This is a genomic window from Streptomyces sp. NPDC001617 (genome assembly GCF_053596855.1).
On sequence record NZ_JBSFHA010000089.1, the window covers coordinates 1 to 17812 of the forward strand.

The window sequence follows — 17812 nt, forward strand, 5'->3', positions numbered from 1 at the left end:
GTCGTCGGTTGCCGATGCTCCGCATCGCCGCCCTCCTCCGCCTTGCAGCTGCACGCTCCCCCACTCTCGGCTTCGCTCGAGCGGGGGGACCCCCAGGGCCCCGCTCGGCTTGGCCAGGAGGTGCCGTGCCGCACGGCCGACCTGATCCGCCGGACACCCCCTGGTCGGTCTCGCGGCCGACGCGCTCCGACGGCCGACGAGACCTGGGGCCGACGTGTCCGGCAGACGACGCAGGCCAGTTGCCGACGCCGTCCCGACACAGACTTGCGGCCGACGCAGCCCGGCAGCCGGTGAAGTCCGCGCAGTCCGACGTCCGGCGCAGTCCTGCGGCGATCAGGAACGCGGTCGGCAGCGCGACCGTTGACAGTCCTTGTCCCGAGGCGGCGCGTTCCGGATGCCTCCTATGACGCGGAGTCCTTCTTGTTGGTCGCCGCCGCGTAGGCCTGGGCGGGGGTCATCGGTACGCCGTTGATCTCCACGGTCTTGTAGGGGCTGACCTTGGCGCAGGTCTTGGCCTTGTCGGCGGTCTGGGCGTGGGCGTTGGAGACGGCCGCGTGGGTGTCGGCGGGGGCGGAGGAGCTGTAGGTCGTGCCGCTGGTCCAGTCGCCGCCGATGACCAGGACCACGCCGTCCGCGGCGCCCTGGGTGAGGTGCGAGGTGGGCAGGCCGAGGGCGTTGGCGAGCGTCTGGGCCTGGGCCTTCTGACCGGGGCCGTAGGTGATCGTCGTCTTCGACGACTGTTCGGGGGCGTTGCCCGTCGTGGTGCCGGAGCCGAAGCCCTTGGCCATGAGCGCGTTGGCGATCACCGAGGCGCGTCCGCTGATGGTGGTGCCGTTCTCGACCTGGACGGTGACCTCGGAGGCCGGCACCGTGGCCGCCCCGGACGCGGAGGGCGAGGCGGATGCTTTCTTCTTGCTGCCGCCGCTCAGGGACTGGTCGTTGGCGATGGCCGCGAAGAGCGCCTTCGCGGCGGCCGCGGGCACGACCCGGTTGGCGTTGGTCGGGTCGGCGCCGGTCTGCATGGTGGTGAAGGTCATGCGCTTGGACGGGACCTTGTTCAGGTCGGTCGCCAGGTCCACCAGCTTGCGGACTGTGCCCAGGCCGGTGTCCACGGTCAGTGCCTTGGTGGCCGCGTCGGCGAGGGAGTAGACCTTGGCCGGGTTGGCCAGGGTGCCCGCGCTCTTGAACTTGCGGATCATCGCGGACAGGAAGAGATGCTGGGAGACGGTACGGCCGAGGTCGCTGCCATCGCCGAAACCATGCCGGGAGCGGACGAACTCCAGCGCCGCCTCGCCCTTGAGGGTGTGGGTGCCCTTGGACAGCTTCAGGTGCGAGTAGGTGTCGTAGACGTTGTCGCTGACGCAGACCGAGACGCCGCCCACCGCGTCGGACATCTTCACCACGCCGGAGAAGTCGAGCATCACGAAGTGGTCGATGGCGATGCCGGTGAGCTGGTGGATGGTCTTCACCTGGCACGCCGGGCCGTACTGGAGCGCGCTGTTGATCTGACCGTAGTAGCCGGCCGTCGACTGGGAGCTGTCGGGGTCCTTGCAGGCGGGCACGTTGGTCATGGTGTCGCGGGGGATGCTCATGACGGTGGCGTTGGAGCGGTCGGCGGAGACGTGCACCACCATCTCCACGTCCGCGTTGTGCCCGACGGTCGAACTCGCCGAGCCGCAGCCGCCGCCCAGCTTGCAGTCGGCCTTGTTGTTCCGGCCGTCCGAGCCGATGACGAGGATGTTGATCGGGGTCCGCCCGAAGGCGTCCGCCTTCTCCTTGCCGCCCGCTCCGTCGTCGATCGCGACGCTCTTGATGTTGCCGTTGAGGTGCTCGTACAGCCATGCCCCGGCCCCCGCGGTGACCAGGATCATTCCCGACGCCGTGAACAGGGCTATGCGGACAAGGCGCTTGCGCCGGGCCAGGGGCTTCGCGCGGCGGCCCGCCCGACGTCCCCGGGACTGCGCGGCCCGCCGGGCGGCGGCCCGGCCTTCGTACGCCGGGCCGGGCGGTGCGTCGTCGGCCTCGCGTTGACGCGGAACACCGGTTGAGCGATTACGTGTGGCGGCACGGCCGCGGGCTTCGCCCCAGGGGTCGCTCAACTCCCACTCCCTACGCTCTGGCCGACGCCAACCGCCGGCGCGAGAGCCGGGCGGCGGACGACCGCCCCGCACGTCAGGGCGCACCCCACGGGTTGGATGATTGCGCAATATAGCAACCGTTGCTGAGCCTGCCGGTGTGCGCCGTCACATCCCCGCCTGCGGGTTCGAGCTCACACCCGAGATCGTCCGGAGCCGGGCCGGCGGCGGCTGTACGCTCCAGAACCGGGCGACGACCCTCCGTGTCCGGCGGGGCGACCGACGCCTCCCGCTCCCCCAGGTCCCGCACCCCCTCCAGGGACAGGGACACGCGCGTTCCACGCCGATCAGCACATCGACCAGCACGAAGAGCGGCATCCGAGCGCCTCGTCGGGCCACGGGTGCCACGGCGAGAGCCGCCACCTGGGCATTCCGCTGAGCGGGACCTGATCCGGGCCATGGGCCGGGGATCTGCTTTCCTGCGCACCTCGCTCATTGTACCGACCGTTAGGTCTAATTTTCCGGCAGCCGCTCCAACGGGAAGGCCCACGATGTCCCAGACCCGCACCGCCGCTCCCCCTGCCCACAAGGAAGCCCCCTCCACCACCCGCAATGTCCTCGTCGTCGTCGCCTTGCTGTGGACCGTCCAACTCGTCGCCCTGGTGGCCGCGTTGTCCGGCATCGCGCAGGCCGACGTGGCGATCCACTTCCGGACCACCGAGATCGCGTGGTTCACCCTGATGACCCTGCTGACCGGCACCTTCTTCCTGCCGTTCGCGGTCAAGGCCGCGGCCCTTTTCGGCAAGAAGAAGGTCCTGCTCGTCGCCACCGCGCTCGGCTTCGTCGGCGACCTGGTCGCCGCCCTCGCCACCGACTACCGCACCCTGCTGATCGGGCGGGGCATCGCGGGCATCTACGCGGCCACCGCGCCCCTCGCCTACGCGATCACCCGCGATGTGTTCCCCCGCCGCTGGGTCGGACTGGCCAGCGGCATCCTCGCCGGCGGCGTCGGCCTGGTCGCCTTCGGCGGGCCGTTCCTGTCCGGCTGGCTCCTGGACCACCACGGCTTCCGCGGTGTGCTGTGGTTCATGGCCATCAGCACCGCCGCGAGTTTCGTACTGGTGGCCGCCTTCGTGCCCGAGAGCCCGGTCCGCGAGGGGAGCGGCCGGATGGACTGGATCGGCGGCCTCCTCCTCGGCGGCGGTGTCACCGCGGCCGTCTACGCGGTCGGCCAGGGCTCCCACTGGGGCTGGAGCAGCGGCAGATTCGTCTCGTACGTCGTCGGCGCGGTGGTGGCACTGCTCGCCTTCGTGCTGGTCGAACGCCGGGTCGCCGAGCCCCTGTTCCCGCCGACCATGACCCGGCGGCGGCCGGTGTGGACCGTCCTGCTGGCCACGTCCGTGGCGGCCGGCTCGCTCAGCGCCGTCGGCGTCGTGATCCAGCTGCTGGTGCTGATGCCGAACATCCCGACCGTCTCCGGCGGTCTGGGCTGGTCCGGTACCCACAACGCCATCGTGACCAGCCCGATCAGCGCCATGATCATCATCGCGGCCGTCGGCACCGGCTGGCTCGCCCGCCGGGTGGACGCCCGCATCCTGCTGGGCACCGGCTCGGCACTCACGGTCCTCGGCTACGGCATCGGCACGCACCTGCACCACAGCGCCGCGCAGATCGTCGAGATGGGCCTGATCGCGGGGCTGGGCACGGGCATGGTCGTCGCCGTCGTACCCATCATGATCATTGAGGTGGTCACCCCCGAGGAGCAGGCGCTGGCCAACGGGGCCCAGACCCTCGGCCAGGGCGTCGCCCAGATCGTCGTCTCCCAGCTGGCCTTCGTCGTGATGGCCCAGCACGGCGCGATCCTCAAGGGCACCCAGTTCTACCTCGACGCCGGCTTCACCAACGGCCTCTGGCTGGTGGTCGGTTGCTGCGCCCTGGGCGCACTGCTCGTCGTCCTCATCCCCAGGAGCCGGCGCCTCGACGAGGTCGAGGTCGGTCAGGCGGCCTGACGGCACGGTCCGTCCTCGGAGCGGGTCCGATGCGGGACTTCCTCGCATCGGACCCGCGCTTTCTGTCATGTGATGCTGGCGTCATGACTGATCAGCGCGAGTACTCCATCCTGCGCGGGCCGGGCCGGACCCCTTCCGCCGAGGCCGGGCTGGCCGCCTTGCTGTCGGCCTACCACCTGCGGACAGAGGCCGAGAAGGGCGAGACGGTCACCGACGTGGACGCGCTGCCGGACCGCTACCGGGCGGAGATCACGGACCCGCTCGCCGCGTTCGCCGACGATGTCGTGCTGGTGGCCATGAGCGGGGACGCCGCCGTCGGCTGCCTGGTGGTGACCGCTCCCGCCGACGGACGGTCGGAGATCAAGCGGCTGTGGACCGATCCGGGGTTCCGGGGCCGGGGCATCGCGTCCGGTCTGCTCGCCGCAGCGCTGGCGCATGCCGCGGAGAGCGGCGTGGGCACCGTAGGGCTGTCGGTGTGGAGCTGGCGTGCCGGGGCCATCGCCCTGTACGAGCGGTTCGGGTTCACCGTGACCGAGTCATGGGACGAGCGGGATCAACTGGTGTGCATGGAACGGGCTGTGTGAGGGGGGGCGACGCGCCGAGGGACCGGGCATTCCGCCCGGCCCCTCTCCTCGTGTCGCTCCGACCGCCTACGAGTCCGCGATCGGGGTGAACTGGTGCTGGAGGAACGCCCCCGACCAGGCCATCAGGTCGGAGGGCACGTAGTAGCCCTTCTCGTCGTTGATGGCGTCCCAGTTGCCCGCCACGTCCTCGACGGTGGCCGGGGCGCCCTGATGGACGTATCCCTCGGTCGAGGCGATGAAGAGGCGGGCGAAGCGGCCGGCACCGGCCGTGTAGATCTCGCCGCTGACCGGACAGCTCTCGTGGGCCAGGTAGGCCACCATCGGCGCCACCGCGTCCGACGGCATGTACGGCTGTCCGGGCACCGCCTGAGTGGGCTCCTCCTCCGGGCCGCCGCCCATGCGGGTCATGGCCGCCGGTGCGATCAGGTTGACCTTGATGCCGTGCGGCTCGCCCGCCAGCTTGGCGCTGCGGGCGAGTCCGATCGTGCCGCCCTTGGCGGCCGCGTAGGAGAGGTTGTTGGGCAGCCCGAACACACCGCTCGACGTCGTCAGCACGACCCGGCCGTAGTTCTGCTCCACGAAGTGCGGCCAGGCGGCGCGCAGGGTGTTGAAGGAGCCGAGGAGGTGCACGGCGAGGTGGCGTTCGAGGTTGTCGGCATCGACCTCCGGCAGGCCGGCCCACCGGATGATCCCGGCGTTGTTGACGAGGACGTCGATACGGCCGAAGTGCTCGACGGCCGTGTCGACGACGGCCTGTCCGCCGGCCGATGTGGAGACGTCGTGGGTGTCGGCCACGGCCTCGCCGCCGGCGGCCACGATCTCCTCGACGACCTTCTGGGCGGGGCCGGCGTCCGCGCCGTCGCCCTCCATCGAGCCGCCCAGGTCGTTGACGACGACCTTCGCACCGCGCGCCGCCAGGAGGCGGGCATGGGCCCGGCCGATCCCCCGGCCCGCGCCGGTGACGACCGCGACACGTCCTTCGAAGCTCAACTCACTCATGCCTGACTCCTGTTGTACTGCGGATGCGGATGCGGATACCGACGCGGGTCCCGCCCGTACGGAAGGGACCCGCGGATCGGTGGGAGGACGCCCGGCTACCAGGTCACCGGCAGCTCGCTGATGCCGAAGGCCAGCGCGTCGGCCGGACGGAAGTCGAGCTCGTCGCGGTCGACGGCGAGGCGCAGGGTAGGAACGCGCCGGTAGAGGGTGCCGTAGACGACCTGCAGCTCGATCCGGGCGAGTTGCTGGCCCAGGCACTGGTGGATGCCCCAGCCGAAGGCGTGGTGGTGGGTCGCCTTGCGGGTGAGGTCGAGCTTCTCCGGGTCGGGGAACGCCTCCGGGTCCCAGTTGCCGGCGGGCAGCGGGACGACGATGCCGTCGCCGGCCTTGATCTGCGCGCCCTCGAACTCGAAGTCCTCGCCGGCGATGCGCCGTTGCCCGAACTGCGCGACGGTCAGATACCGCAGCAGCTCCTCCACCGCGGGCGCGACGGCCTTGGTGTCGTCGATCTCGCGCAAGGCCGCCAGCTGCTCGGGGTTGTCCAGCAGCAGCGCGGTACCCACCGTGATCATGGTCGCGCTGGTCTCGTGACCGGCGATCAGCAGGATCATGGAGAGCAGGGTGGCCTCGGGGAGGGTGAGGTCCCCGTCCTTGACCCGGGCGGCGAAGTCGGAGAGCACGTCCTCGCCGGGATTCTCCGTCTTCACCTGGATGAGCTTGGCCAGGTAGCCGCCCAGCGCCGCGCTGGCCCGCCGGTCGTCCTCCGCCGTCTTGTCGCTGCGGGTGGCGAAGGAGGCGTGCTCGTGGAAGAACTCGTGGTCCTCGTACGGCACTCCGAGCAGCGCGCAGATCATCAGCGAGGGCAGCGGCAGGGAGAGCGCGGTCACCAGGTTGGCCGGCTTGGGGCCCGCCAGCATCCTGTCGATGAGCTCGTCGGTGAACTCCTGGATCTTCGGCCGCAGCGCCTCCATACGGGGGCGGGTGAAGGGGCGCGTCATCATGCGGCGGATCCGCGTGTGGTCGGCGCCGTCAGCGTTGAAGATCGTCAGCGGATGGTGGTGGGCGTTCTCCGCCATGGCCTGGTTCGGGTAGGGGAATCCGGGCCGCTTGTCGTCCGAACTCACCCGCGGATCGGACAGGATGGCACGCTGCGCCGCATGCCCGGTCACCAGCCACGGGGTGCTGCCGTCCCAGATCCGGGCCCGGGAGACCGGCCCCTTCTCGTTCAGGGCCCGCAGCCCGGGGGGCGGGGCGAAGGGGCACTTGGCGTCCCGGTCGTCCTGGTAGTGGTACGTCGTCTCGTCGGCGGTGTGCCGGGTGGCTGCCTCGGCCATGGTCTGTTCCTCCGGTGGTGGGGGTGGGGGGAAGCGGTGAGGTTCGGGGGCTATTCCTCGATGCGGATGGCCAGGGCGGGGCACACCGCGGCGGCGTTGCGGACGTCGTCGGCCAGTTCGGCCGGCGGGTTCTCGTCGAGCAGCACGACGATGCCGTCGTCCTCGCGCTGGTCGAACACGTCCATGGCGGCGCCGACGCACTGTCCCGCGGCCACGCACTTCTCTTCGTCGACGACGACCTTCATGGTTCTTCTCCTGGTTGTTCCGGTGGTGGGGTGCGGGTGGTTCAGGGGGCGACGGCGAGGGCGTCGACGATCTCCTGGCGGCGCAGCCGCGTCTGCTTGGGCATGTTCCAGCCGAGGACTCCGGTGACCCGGCCCTCGCTGCGGTACCGGGCGACGAACCGCCGGGCCGCCAACTCGCCTTCCACGACGTCCACTTCGGCGTCGGCGGGCAGGAAGCCGTGCACCTGGAGCTTGGCGTCGTACTGGTCCGTCCAGAAGTACGGCACCGGCACGTACGGCTGGTCTGCGCCGAGGATGTCGGCGGCGACCGCCATGGCCTGCTCGGTGGCGTTGGTCCGGTTCTCCAGGCGCAGGAGCCGGCCCAGGTGCTGGTGGTGCCAGCGGGCCACGTCGCCCACGGCGTAGATGCCCTCCTCGGCGCGGCAACGGGAGTCGCACACCACCCCGTTGTCGAGTTCGAGGCCGCTGTCCGCCAGCCACTCGGTGGCCGGGACGGCGCCGATCGCGACGACCACGACGTCGGCCGGCAGTTCCTCGCCGGTGAGCAGCCGTACGCCCGTGACCCGGCCCGCCTCGGAGGTGAACCCCTCGACGCCGGTGCCCAGCCGCAGCCGTACCCCCCGCTCGGTGTGCAGCTCACCCAGCGCACCCGAGACCAGCGGGCCCACCTGGAGGGCCATCGGCGCGTCCAGCGGGCCGGTGAGGGTGACGTCCAGGCCGAGGGTGCGGGCGGTGGCGGCGATCTCGGAGCCGAGGACGCCCTCGCCTACGACCACGACGCGGGAGGCGCCGAGCAGGTCTCCCCGCAGGGCGAGCGAGTCGTCGAGGGTGCGCAGGACGTGTACGCCGGTCAGGCCCTCCTGGCCGGGCAGGGTGCGCGGTCGTACGCCTGTGGCGATCACGATCGCGTCGGCGTGCAGCTCGCGCCCGGATTCGGTCCGGACCGTGCGGGTCGCCGTGTCCAGGGAGACGGCCTGGTCACCGAGGACGAACCCGGCGTCCAGGCCGTCCAGCACCTCCTGTGTGCGCAGGGCGGCCCGGTGCGGTTCCCAGGCTCCGGAGAGCACCTGCTTGGACAGCGGCGGGCGGTCGTAGGGGGCGTGCGGTTCGTCGCCGAGCACCGTGATCCGGCCCTCGTAGCCCTTGCGGCGCAGGGCCTCCGCGGTGGTCAGTCCGGACGCGGAGGCGCCCACCACCAGGACGTGGGCGGGGGCCTTGGCGTCGTCCTCGATGCTCATGCGTGGCTCCAGTGCAGAGTTCGTGCGGTGTGCGGTGTGCGGTGCGGAAGAGAGGGCCGGTCAGTACACGTAGCGCCCGCCGTTGACGCCGAACGTCTGGCCGGTCACATAGCCCGCCTCCTCCGAGGCGAGGTAGGCCACCGCGTGCGCCACGTCCTCGGGCGTGCCTGCTCGCTTCATCGGCATCGTGGCCGCGGCCGCCTCCACGTCGATGGGGCCCTGGCGCACCAGCGGGGTGTCGATGAAGCCCGGCGGGACGTGGTTGACCGTGATGCCCTTCTCGATGTACTCGACCGCCAGTGCCCTGGTGAGGGCGATGACGCCGCCCTTGGAGGAGGCGTAGTGGGCCATGGCCGGGGCGCCGGTCTGGGCGGAGGACGAGGAGATGTTGATGATCCGGCCCCAGCCCGCGTCGACCATGTCGGGGATCAGCTGCCGGGTGACCAGGAAGGGGCCCTTGAGGTTGATCGCGATCATGCGGTCCCAGGAGGCCTCGCTGATGCTGGTGAAGGGCTCGTAGGCGGTCGTCCCCGCGTTGTTGACCAGGATCGAGACCGGCCCGAACTCCTCGCGGGTGCGGGCCGCGGCGCGGGCCACGGCTTCGGCGTCGGCGGCGTCACCGGCCACCGCGACGGCCCTGCCGCCCGCGGCCTGGATCTCGGCCACCGTCTTCTCGGCGCCCTCGGCGTTCAGGTCCCAGACCGCCACGGCGGCTCCCTTGGCCGCGAGCACGGTCGCGATCCCGCGTCCGATGCCGCGTGCGCCGCCCGTGACGACCGCGACCTTTCCCTGCAGTGACATGTGTGCTCCTCGTGTGCTGTGGTGTGGGGTGTGCCGGCGGCCGAGGCCCCGGCCCGGGCCGTGGTCAGCCCTCCAGCGCCTCGCGGGCGGCGGTGCGCGCGCCGACGGCCCGCGGGAAGCCGGTGTAACCGCTGGAGTGGTAGATGACCTCGGCGATCTCCTCCTGGGTCAGACCGTTCGTCAGCGCGATGCGGACATGGGTCTTCAGCTCGGTCTCCGCCCCGAGGGCGATGAGGATGCCGAGCGTGACCAGGCTGCGGTCGCGCGGGGCGAGCCCCTCGCGCCCCCACAGGGCGCCCCAGACACTGGTGAGCCCGATGTCGACGAGCTCCTCGCCGAGGCGGCCGTCCCGCAGGTCGACGTCTTCCTCGGGAAACACGCCGGGCAGGGCGGCCCGCATGGCCTTCCAGCCGGCGGCCCGCAGATCGGTGGTTTCCTCGACGCTCTTGTCACTCATGACTGACTCCCGTTGCGCGGCTTCGCGTCCCTGAGCGGAAAGTTAGACCAGACGGTCGGTACAATCAATCTCTCAGGCGAGATTCGCATCCATTGAAGGAATCCACCGCCTCCTCTACTCTCACCCTCAATATTAGACCGACCGGTCGACAGATCGATCGATCCAGGCTCACGCGGGAGAGCACATGAGCGAAACCACCAAGACCGGCGGGGCGGACCAGGGCCTCGGCGGCCTTGTCGACGTGCTGGTCATCGGCGCCGGTGTCACCGGCATCTACCAGCTGTACCGGGCCCAGGAGGAGGGCTTCTCGGCGCGGCTGCTGGAGGCGGGCAGCGGTGTGGGCGGCACCTGGTACTGGAACCGCTACCCCCAGGCGCGCTTCGACTCCGAGAGCTACACCTACGGCTATCTGTTCTCCAAGGAGCTGTGGGAGGAGTGGGAGTGGTCGGAGCACTTCGCCGGCCAGCCGGAGATCGAGCGGTACTTCAACTACGTGGTCGACCGATTCGACCTGCGACGCCTCATCGAGTTCGGCGCGAAGGTGAGCTCGGCGGTCTGGGACGAGACGTCGGGGACCTGGACCGTGCGCACGGAGGACGGCACCGAGCACCGGGCCCGTCATGTCGTGGCGGCGACCGGCATCCTCTCCGTGCCGTTCGTCCCCGACATCCCGGGCCGCGAGGACTTCCGCGGCGAGCAGCACCACACCGGACGCTGGCCCAAGACGTCCGTGGACTTCGCCGGCAAGCGCGTGGCCCAGATCGGCACGGGGTCCAGCGGTGTCCAGATCGTGCCCGCGATCGCCGACGAGGTCGCCCGGTTGACGGTCTACCAGAAGGTGGCCGACTGGCTGACCCCGCTCAACAACCGGCCGATCACCGCCGAGGAACAGGCCGAGCTCAAGGGGAACTTCGAGTCGATCCGGGACACCCTGAACACCTCGCCCAGCGGCTTCCTGCACCAGATCACGATGCGCTCGGGCCTGGAGGACACCCCCGAGCAGCGCCAGGAGTTCTACGAGCAGAAGTGGAACAGCCCCGGCTTCACCAAGCTCTCCGAGCACTACTACGACATGACCACGAACCCCACGGTCAACGAGGAGTTCTGCGCGTTCATCGCCGCCAAGATCCGCTCCATCGTCAAGGACCCGGCGACGGCCGAGAAGCTGATCCCCAAGGGGCACGGCTACGGCGGCCGCCGGCCTCCGTTCGGCACCGGCTACTACGAGGCGTACAACAAGCCGACCGTCGAGCTGGTCGACATCAACGAGACGCCGATCGTGCGCATCACCGAGACCGGGATCGAGACCTCCGAGGGCCACCAGGAGTTCGACATCATCATCTGGGCGACCGGCTACGACTTCGGCACCGGCGCCCTCAACCGGCTCGGCGTGCAGGGCCGACAGGGCCTCGGACTCAAGGAGTACTGGGCGGACGGGCCGTCCACGTACCTCGGCGTCACGACGGCCGGCTTCCCCAACTTCTACTTCCCCGGCGGACCCCACGGCGCCCTCGGCAACAACCCGCGCTACTCCGGCGACCAGGTGGACTACGTCATGGACCTGCTCGTCCACGCGCGCGACCACGGCCATGACGTCGTCGCGGTCACGGCCGCCGCGGAGCAGGAGTGGACCGACCTGGTCAACGACAACGAGGGCCAGTCGTCCTTCCTCAAGAGCAGCTACTTCTACGGCGCCAACATCCCCGGCAAGCCGATCAAGCAGCTCCTCAACCCGACCGGGCGCTACAAGCTCCAGGAGCTGATCCGGGAGTCCGTCGAGAACGACTTCCCCGCCTTCGAGTTCGCCAAGGCCCAGCCCGTACAGGCCTGATCGGGCGAGACGCCCGTGCCGCCTGTGGACCAGGCGGCACGGGCGTCCGGGTGCGGGCAGCGGGGCTACGGCAGGAAGCTCGTGACCCGCTTGCGGAACTTCCAGGCGCCGTCCTGGAGCACCAGCGTGTCCTCGTAGCTGCCGACGAGCTGTGCGGCCCAGCCCTCCTCGCCGCGGGCGAAGAACACCAGGTTGCTGCTGGCCGTCACCTCCTCGCCGGGCGGCGAGGTGAGGATGGTGTTGCCGACCAGGTGCAGCTGCGGGGCCTGCGGGACGAAGGCGCCGTAGGCCTTGCGGATCGCCTCCCGGCCCTCGAAGGTGCCCTGGCCGACGATCTCGGCGACGCCGTCCTCGGTGAACAGGTCGGGGATCGCCTCGGTGCGGCCGGCGTCCAGGGCGTGGGTGTAGGCGGCGATGGCGTTCTGCACGCCGGCCAGGGCCTCTTCGGCGGTCACGGTCATCGTTTCTTCTCCCTAGGGGGTCGGTTCAGGCCTGGTAGGTCGTCACGCGCCGCTGGAGCAGCCAGGTGCCGTCGGTGCGGCGGAAGGTGTCCTCGTAGTGCCCGACGACCAGCGGCGCCCAGCCCGTCTCACCGCGCTGGAAGAAGACGACGTCGCTCACGGCCGTCGCCTCGTCGTCGCCCGTGGAGGTGACCAGGGTGTTGCCCACCAGGTGCTGCTGCGGCTGCGTCGGCGCCCACCCCTTGAAGGCCTCGCGGAGCGCGTCATGCCCCTGGACGGGGTCCATGCCCGGCAGTTCCAGGACACCGTCGGGCGCGTACAGCGCCACGACGTCGTCGGTGCGGCCGGCGTCCTGGGCCTGTGTGTGCGCCCCGATCACGGCGCGCACGCCCGCCGCGACCCACGCCTGTGTGGATTCGCTCATTGCCTCTCCCAGTGGTAGATGTTTCGACCAGTCAGTCTATTGATCCTGACGACCAATATGAAGGCCAAAATTCTAAGTCGTCAGAGTTGTTGACCGACCGGTACATTAGAAATAGCATGCGGACGACTGTCGACGGGGACCGTCGCCTAAGGAGGCGTTTTATCGTGACGAAGCGTTGGAAGCAGCGGCCGCCGGGTTCGACCTGGGGCGACTTCGGTGAGGACGACGAGCTGGGGCGCATCAACCTGCTCACCGCCGAGAAGGTCCTGCAGGGTGTGCGGGAGGTCGAGCACGGGGTCACCTTCAGCCTGAGCCTGCCGCTCGACTATCCGGGCGGCACCTCGCTCAACCAGCGCCGCTACCCGCCGATCCTGAGGCCCACCGAGGACCTCCAGCACAAGCAGGACGTCTTCTACAACATCAAGGCGAGCGAGCACTTCGACCCCGACCTGATCGACGTGTGGTCGGACGACGTGGTGACGCTGTGGCTGCAGTACTCGACCCAGTGGGACGCCCTCGCCCACCAGGGCGCCGAGTTCGACGCCGACGGCGACGGGGTGGCCGAGGCGATCTACTACAACGGCTACCGCGCGGACGCCGACATCGTCGGACCGCAGGACGACGCCAAGGGCGACGGCAGCGGCAGCATCGGCTTCGCCCGCCATCTGGGCCTGGAGCACATGGCGCAGCACGGCGTGCAGGGGCGTGGTGTCCTCATCGACATCGCCCACCACCTGGGCACCGACTACCAGCCGGTCAGCTTCGCGCAGCTCCAGGAGATCATGGCGGCCGACAACGTCGTGGTGGAGCCCGGCGACATCCTGCTGCTGCACACGGGCTTCGCCACCAAGGTCCTGTCCTGGGCGAAGAACCCGGACCCGGTCGCCATCCACCAGACCGCGGCCTACCTCGACGCCGACGACCCGAAGCTGCTCGACTGGGTCGCCGAGTCGCAGATCTCCGCGATCGCCTCGGACAACTACGCGATCGAGGGCGTGGGCGTCACCCGGGCCCAGGGCCCGCACACCCTGCTTCCGCTGCACCACCTGTGCCTGTTCAAGCTCGGCGTCCCCATGGGCGAGCTGTGGTATCTGCACGACCTCGCGGCCTGGCTGCGCGAGCACGACCGCAGCCGCTTCCTGCTCACCGCTCCCCCGCTGAACCTGCCCGGCACCCAGGGCAGCCCACTCACCCCGGTCGCGACCGTCTGACACGGCGGCGACCGGCGACCGCCGCCGCCCACGGCCAGTCCTGCCGACAGGGCCGGGGGCGGCGCCGGACGACACGAAGGGGATGGCCCCGGGACCAGTCCAGGTCCCGGGGCCATCTCTCGTGTCCACGGTGATTCACACCGCCGCGATGCGCCGCAGCGTCTCGGCGATGGTGTCGCGCGAGGGAAGCCACAGCCGCTCGAGCGAGGGGGCGTACGGGGCGGGCATCGCCGGCGCCGCGACCCTGGTGACGGGCGCGTCCAGGTGCCAGAAGCCCTCGTCGACGGCGAGCGCCGCCAGCTCGGCGCCGACACCGAAGTCCCGTACCGCCTCGTGCGCGATGACCAGACGGTTGGTCTTGGCGAGGGAGGCGAGCACCGTCTCCCGGTCCAGCGGGGCGACCGTACGCAGGTCGATCACCTCCACGCTCACGCCCTCCCCGGCGAGCGACTCGGCGGCCGCGAGGGACTCCTGGACCATCCGCGACCAGGAGACGAGCGTGATGTCGGTGCCCTCCCGGACCACCTTCGCGCGGCCCAGCGGGATCATGTGGTCGACCGGCGGCTTCGGGCCCTTGAGGCCGTACTGCAGCCGGTTCTCGACGAAGACGACCGGGTTGGGGTCCTGGATCGCGGCCCTCAACAACCCATAGGTGTCGGCCGGGTTGGACGGCATCACCACCGTCAGCCCGGGGATGTGCGCGAGCAGCGCCTCCAGGCTCTGCGAGTGCTGGCTGCCGGAGGAGCGGCCCGCGCCGAACTGGGTGCGTACCACGAGGGGCATGGAGGCCCGGCCGCCGGTCATGAAGCGCAGCTTCGCGGCCTGGTTGAGGAGCATGTCCAGGGCGACGCCGATGAAGTCCATGTACATGATCTCGACGACCGGCTTCATCCCGGCCATGGCCGCCCCGACGGCCGTACCGAGGATCGCGCTCTCGCTGATCGGCGTGTCCCGCACCCGGCCCGGGAAGGCCTGCGCCAGACCACGGGTGAGGCCGAAGACGTTGCCGCCCGCGCCGACGTCGATGCCCGCCACGAACACGCTCGGATCAGCGGTGAGTTCATGCTCCAGAGCCAGGCGTACGGCGTCCATGGAGCGGAAGATCTCGCCGTCCGCCGGAGCGGGTTCGGCCACGACGGGACGCGGCGCCGAGACATGGTCGTAGAGCGTCTCAGGGGCGGGCTCGGGCAGGCTCCTGGCCCACTGCACCGCTGCCTCGATCTCCTTGTCGATCTCCTCGTCGACCGCGTCGGCCTGTGCGGCCGGCACTCCGACCGCCGCCAGATGGCGGCGCGCCACCAGCAGCGGGTCGCGTTCCTTGGCCGCGGCGACCTCCTCGGCGCTGCGGTAGCGCTCCGGGTCGCCCTCGTAGTGGCCGTGCCAGCGATAGGTCTCCGCCTCCACGAGGACCGGACCGCCACCCGCCCGCAGCCGCGCCACCACGTCGGTCATCAGGCCCGTCATCGCGAGTACGTCGTTGCCGTCCACGTGCGCGTACCCGATCCCGTAACCCGCCGCGCGGGCGGAGAGCGTGGCCCGGTGCTGGTCGGCGGCGGGCGAGAACTCCGAGTAGTGGTTGTTCTCGCAGAGGAAGACGACCGGCAGGTCCCATACGGCGGCCAGGTTGACCGCCTCGTGGAACATGCCCTGCGCGACCGCGCCGTCCCCGAAGAAGGCCACGACCACGTCGCCCGCGTCGCGCATTTTGGCCGCGGTCGCCACCCCGGCGGCGATCGGGAGCCCCGCGCCCACGATCCCGTTGGCTCCGTAGATCCCGAGGCCCGGGTCGGCGATGTGCATCGAACCGCCGCGGCCGTGGCAGGTCCCGGCCTCCTTGCCCATCAGCTCGGCCATCATCGACGCCGAGTCCAGGCCCTTGGCCAGGACGTGGCCGTGGCCGCGGTGGGTGGAGGTGATGCCGTCCCGTGGGCCGAGCGGCCAGCAGGCGCCCACGGCGGAGGCCTCCTGGCCGATCGACAGATGGAGGAAGCCGGGAATTTCCGTCGCCTTGTACAGCTCCGACGCCCGTTCCTCGAAACGCCGGATACGGCGCATCCGGCGGTACATCTCCAGGAGCTGATCCGCGTGCGCGGTCCCGGTCACGGTCTGCTGTGGTGCCTCGGTCGTCATGCGCGTCCTCGCAATGCCGGCGCGGGCGGCACACAACCGCGCCGCCTGAGTCCTACTTTTAATGTACCGTCTGGTCTATCAAACTCTTGATCGGGCGGGGAGGGAAGCGATGGCCAGACCACCGGGCCATGGTCCGGACTACGAGATCCGGCGCCAGAAGATCATCGACACGGCGGCCGAACTGTTCGCCCGCCAGGGCTACGCGGCGACCTCCGTCAACGACCTGGGCCGGGCGGTCGGACTGGCCAAGGGCGCGCTGTACTACTACATCGGGTCCAAGGAGAACCTGCTCGTGGAGATCCAGTCCCGGGTGATGGACCCGTTACTGTCCCGTGCCCGGCAGATCGCCGAACTCGACGCCGACCCCCTGCTGCGGCTGCGCCTGCTCTCGGAGTCGCTGCTCACGATCATCTTCCGCAGGCTCGACCACATCTGGGTCTACGAGCACGACTACCGCAACCTCACCGGCGACTACCTCGAGACCCTGCTCGCCCAGCGCGCCGAGTTCGAAGGGCTGGTCACGGGGCTGCTCAAGGAAGCCGCCGCGAACGGCGACTTCCGTGCGACACCGGCGCGGCTGGCCACCCTGCAGTTCCTCAACCTCCACAACCACACCTATCAGTGGGTCAGGCCGGAAGGCCGCTGGAACGCCGCGCAGCTGTCACGCGAGTACTGCGACACCCTGCTGCGCGGTTTCGGCGCGCCGGGCGCCGCCCTGCCGGACGTGGAGGAGCGGGCGGCGGCGTTCAAGCGCGACCGCCCCGACCTGCCGCTCGACCCCGAGGCCGAGTGGCGGGACGCTCCGGTGGCAGGGTGACCGAGAGGCCCGCCGCACCCGCCGCGGGCCCCCTCGCCTCTCACGCCTGCTTCACCAACGCCCGTGCGATGACATCACGTTGGATCTCGTTCGTGCCCTCACCGATCTCCAGGATCTTGGCGTCGGCGTAGAACCGCGAGACCTCCGACTCCCGCACATAGCCGTAGCCGCCGTGGATCTGCACCGCCTGGGAGGCGGCCCGGTTGGCGACCTCGGAGGCGTAGAGCTTCGCCATGGCGGCCTCCTTGCCGTACGGACGGCCCTGGTCGGCGAGCCAGGCGGCGCGGTAGACCATCCAGCGGGCGGCCTCGAACTCCGTGCCGATGTCGGCGATCTTGTGCGCCACCGCCTGGAAGGACGACAGCGGGCGGCCGAACTGGTGCCGCTCCGTGGCGTGTTTGACGGCGAGCGCGAGCGCGGCCTTCGCCAGGGACAGCCCCAGCGCGGCCACGCTGATACGGCCCTTGTCGAGCACGGAGAGGAACTGGCGCAGTCCGCCGCCCTCCTCACCGACGAGGTGGTCGTCGGAGATCCAGCAGTCGTCGAAGACCAGTTCCCGGGTGTCCATGGCGTGCCAGCCGAGCTTCTTCAGCTTGGCCCCGCAGGTGTACCCGGGGGTGCCGGTCGGCACGTAGAAGGTGGCGAACCGTTTCCGCCCGTCCTCGTCCCGGCCGGTGGTGGCCAGCAGGGTGACGCCCTGGCTGATCTCGGTGCCGGCGTTGGTGATGAACATCTTGGTGCCGTTGATCACCCATCCCCCGTCCGCGCGGCGGGCGGTGGTGGTGATGCCCGCGGCGTCGGAGCCGGCGCCGGGCTCGGTCAGACCGAACGCGCCGATGGCCTCACCCCGGGCCAGCGGGGCCAGCCACCGCCGCTTCTGCTCCTCGGTGCCGTAGGTCAGCAGCGGGAGGGTGGCGATGGTGGAGTGGGCGTTCCAGGAGGAGGCCACCGACTGGTCGGCTGCGCCGAGTTCCTCCATGACCGCGACGTAGGAGACGGTGTCGGAGCCCGCTCCGCCGTACTCCTCCGGCACCAGCATGCCCATCAGACCGAGTTCGCCGAGCTTGGTGAAGATATGCGTCGGGAACTGCTCGTTCTCCGACCACTCGGCCGCGTTCGGGGTGATCTCCTTGGCCGCGAACTCGCGGACCATGTCCTGCAGGTCCTGCGTCTCCTCCGGCAGGTCGAAATCCATG

16 protein-coding genes are annotated in these 17812 nt (G+C 70.4%); 5 read left to right on the forward strand and 11 right to left on the reverse strand.

The window, feature by feature from the left end; translation table 11 throughout:
* Positions 1 to 401: 401 nt before the first annotated feature.
* On the reverse strand, positions 402 to 2099 hold the full coding sequence (locus tag ACWC09_RS42470) for an LCP family protein (protein ID WP_450856413.1): 1698 nt from the start codon (positions 2097 to 2099) through the stop codon (positions 402 to 404).
* Positions 2100 to 2626: 527 nt separating this feature from the next.
* Between ACWC09_RS42470 and ACWC09_RS42475 the strand changes: the two genes are divergently transcribed.
* On the forward strand, positions 2627 to 4084 hold the full coding sequence (locus tag ACWC09_RS42475) for an MFS transporter (RefSeq protein WP_450856415.1): 1458 nt from the start codon (positions 2627 to 2629) through the stop codon (positions 4082 to 4084).
* Positions 4085 to 4167: 83 nt separating this feature from the next.
* Positions 4168 to 4668 carry a GNAT family N-acetyltransferase gene (locus ACWC09_RS42480; RefSeq protein WP_450856416.1) on the forward strand — a complete coding sequence of 167 codons (501 nt, stop codon included), beginning with the start codon at positions 4168 to 4170 and terminating at the stop codon, positions 4666 to 4668.
* A gap of 66 nt (positions 4669 to 4734) precedes the next feature.
* Here the strand turns inward: ACWC09_RS42480 and ACWC09_RS42485 are convergent, their stop codons facing one another.
* The 6 genes from ACWC09_RS42485 to ACWC09_RS42510 all read right to left on the reverse strand — a co-directional run bounded on the left by ACWC09_RS42485 (position 4735) and on the right by ACWC09_RS42510 (position 9742).
* A complete protein-coding gene (locus ACWC09_RS42485) occupies positions 4735 to 5667 on the reverse strand; it encodes an SDR family NAD(P)-dependent oxidoreductase (RefSeq protein WP_450856418.1) in 933 nt (310 codons plus the stop codon).
* A gap of 95 nt (positions 5668 to 5762) precedes the next feature.
* Positions 5763 to 7001 (reverse strand): cytochrome P450, encoded by a 1239-nt coding sequence (locus tag ACWC09_RS42490; RefSeq protein WP_450856420.1) that lies wholly within the window; start codon positions 6999 to 7001, stop codon positions 5763 to 5765.
* 50 nt (positions 7002 to 7051) lie between these two features.
* On the reverse strand, positions 7052 to 7246 hold the full coding sequence (locus tag ACWC09_RS42495) for a ferredoxin (RefSeq protein ID WP_450856422.1): 195 nt from the start codon (positions 7244 to 7246) through the stop codon (positions 7052 to 7054).
* Between the two features lie 41 nt (positions 7247 to 7287).
* Positions 7288 to 8484, reverse strand: coding sequence for an NAD(P)/FAD-dependent oxidoreductase (locus ACWC09_RS42500; protein ID WP_450856423.1), 1197 nt, complete (start codon positions 8482 to 8484; stop codon positions 7288 to 7290).
* Positions 8485 to 8544: 60 nt separating this feature from the next.
* Positions 8545 to 9285, reverse strand: a complete 741-nt coding sequence (locus tag ACWC09_RS42505) for an SDR family NAD(P)-dependent oxidoreductase (protein WP_450856425.1) — start codon at positions 9283 to 9285, stop codon at positions 8545 to 8547.
* Between the two features lie 64 nt (positions 9286 to 9349).
* Positions 9350 to 9742, reverse strand: a complete 393-nt coding sequence (locus ACWC09_RS42510; RefSeq protein WP_450856427.1) for a carboxymuconolactone decarboxylase family protein — start codon at positions 9740 to 9742, stop codon at positions 9350 to 9352.
* Between the two features lie 184 nt (positions 9743 to 9926).
* Between ACWC09_RS42510 and ACWC09_RS42515 the strand changes: the two genes are divergently transcribed.
* The gene (locus tag ACWC09_RS42515; RefSeq protein WP_450856429.1) at positions 9927 to 11573 is read left to right on the forward strand and encodes a flavin-containing monooxygenase; all 1647 of its coding nucleotides are present in this window, start codon (positions 9927 to 9929) and stop codon (positions 11571 to 11573) included.
* A gap of 65 nt (positions 11574 to 11638) precedes the next feature.
* On the opposite strand, the gene ACWC09_RS42520 is transcribed toward ACWC09_RS42515, so the two are convergent.
* Positions 11639 to 12034 carry a nuclear transport factor 2 family protein gene (locus ACWC09_RS42520; RefSeq protein ID WP_450856431.1) on the reverse strand — a complete coding sequence of 132 codons (396 nt, stop codon included), beginning with the start codon at positions 12032 to 12034 and terminating at the stop codon, positions 11639 to 11641.
* Positions 12035 to 12059: 25 nt separating this feature from the next.
* The gene (locus ACWC09_RS42525) at positions 12060 to 12458 is read right to left on the reverse strand and encodes a nuclear transport factor 2 family protein (protein WP_450856433.1); all 399 of its coding nucleotides are present in this window, start codon (positions 12456 to 12458) and stop codon (positions 12060 to 12062) included.
* A 164-nt stretch (positions 12459 to 12622) separates the two neighbouring features.
* On the opposite strand from ACWC09_RS42525, the gene ACWC09_RS42530 reads away from it, so the two are divergent.
* The gene (locus tag ACWC09_RS42530) at positions 12623 to 13669 is read left to right on the forward strand and encodes a cyclase family protein (RefSeq protein ID WP_450856435.1); all 1047 of its coding nucleotides are present in this window, start codon (positions 12623 to 12625) and stop codon (positions 13667 to 13669) included.
* 135 nt (positions 13670 to 13804) lie between these two features.
* Here the strand turns inward: ACWC09_RS42530 and ACWC09_RS42535 are convergent, their stop codons facing one another.
* Positions 13805 to 15799, reverse strand: a complete 1995-nt coding sequence (locus ACWC09_RS42535) for an alpha-ketoacid dehydrogenase subunit alpha/beta (RefSeq protein ID WP_450856436.1) — start codon at positions 15797 to 15799, stop codon at positions 13805 to 13807.
* Between the two features lie 109 nt (positions 15800 to 15908).
* On the opposite strand from ACWC09_RS42535, the gene ACWC09_RS42540 reads away from it, so the two are divergent.
* Positions 15909 to 16616, forward strand: coding sequence for a TetR family transcriptional regulator (locus ACWC09_RS42540; RefSeq protein ID WP_450856438.1), 708 nt, complete (start codon positions 15909 to 15911; stop codon positions 16614 to 16616).
* 40 nt (positions 16617 to 16656) lie between these two features.
* On the opposite strand, the gene ACWC09_RS42545 is transcribed toward ACWC09_RS42540, so the two are convergent.
* A complete protein-coding gene (locus ACWC09_RS42545; RefSeq protein WP_450856440.1) occupies positions 16657 to 17811 on the reverse strand; it encodes an acyl-CoA dehydrogenase family protein in 1155 nt (384 codons plus the stop codon).
* Between the last annotated feature and the right edge of the window lies 1 nt (position 17812).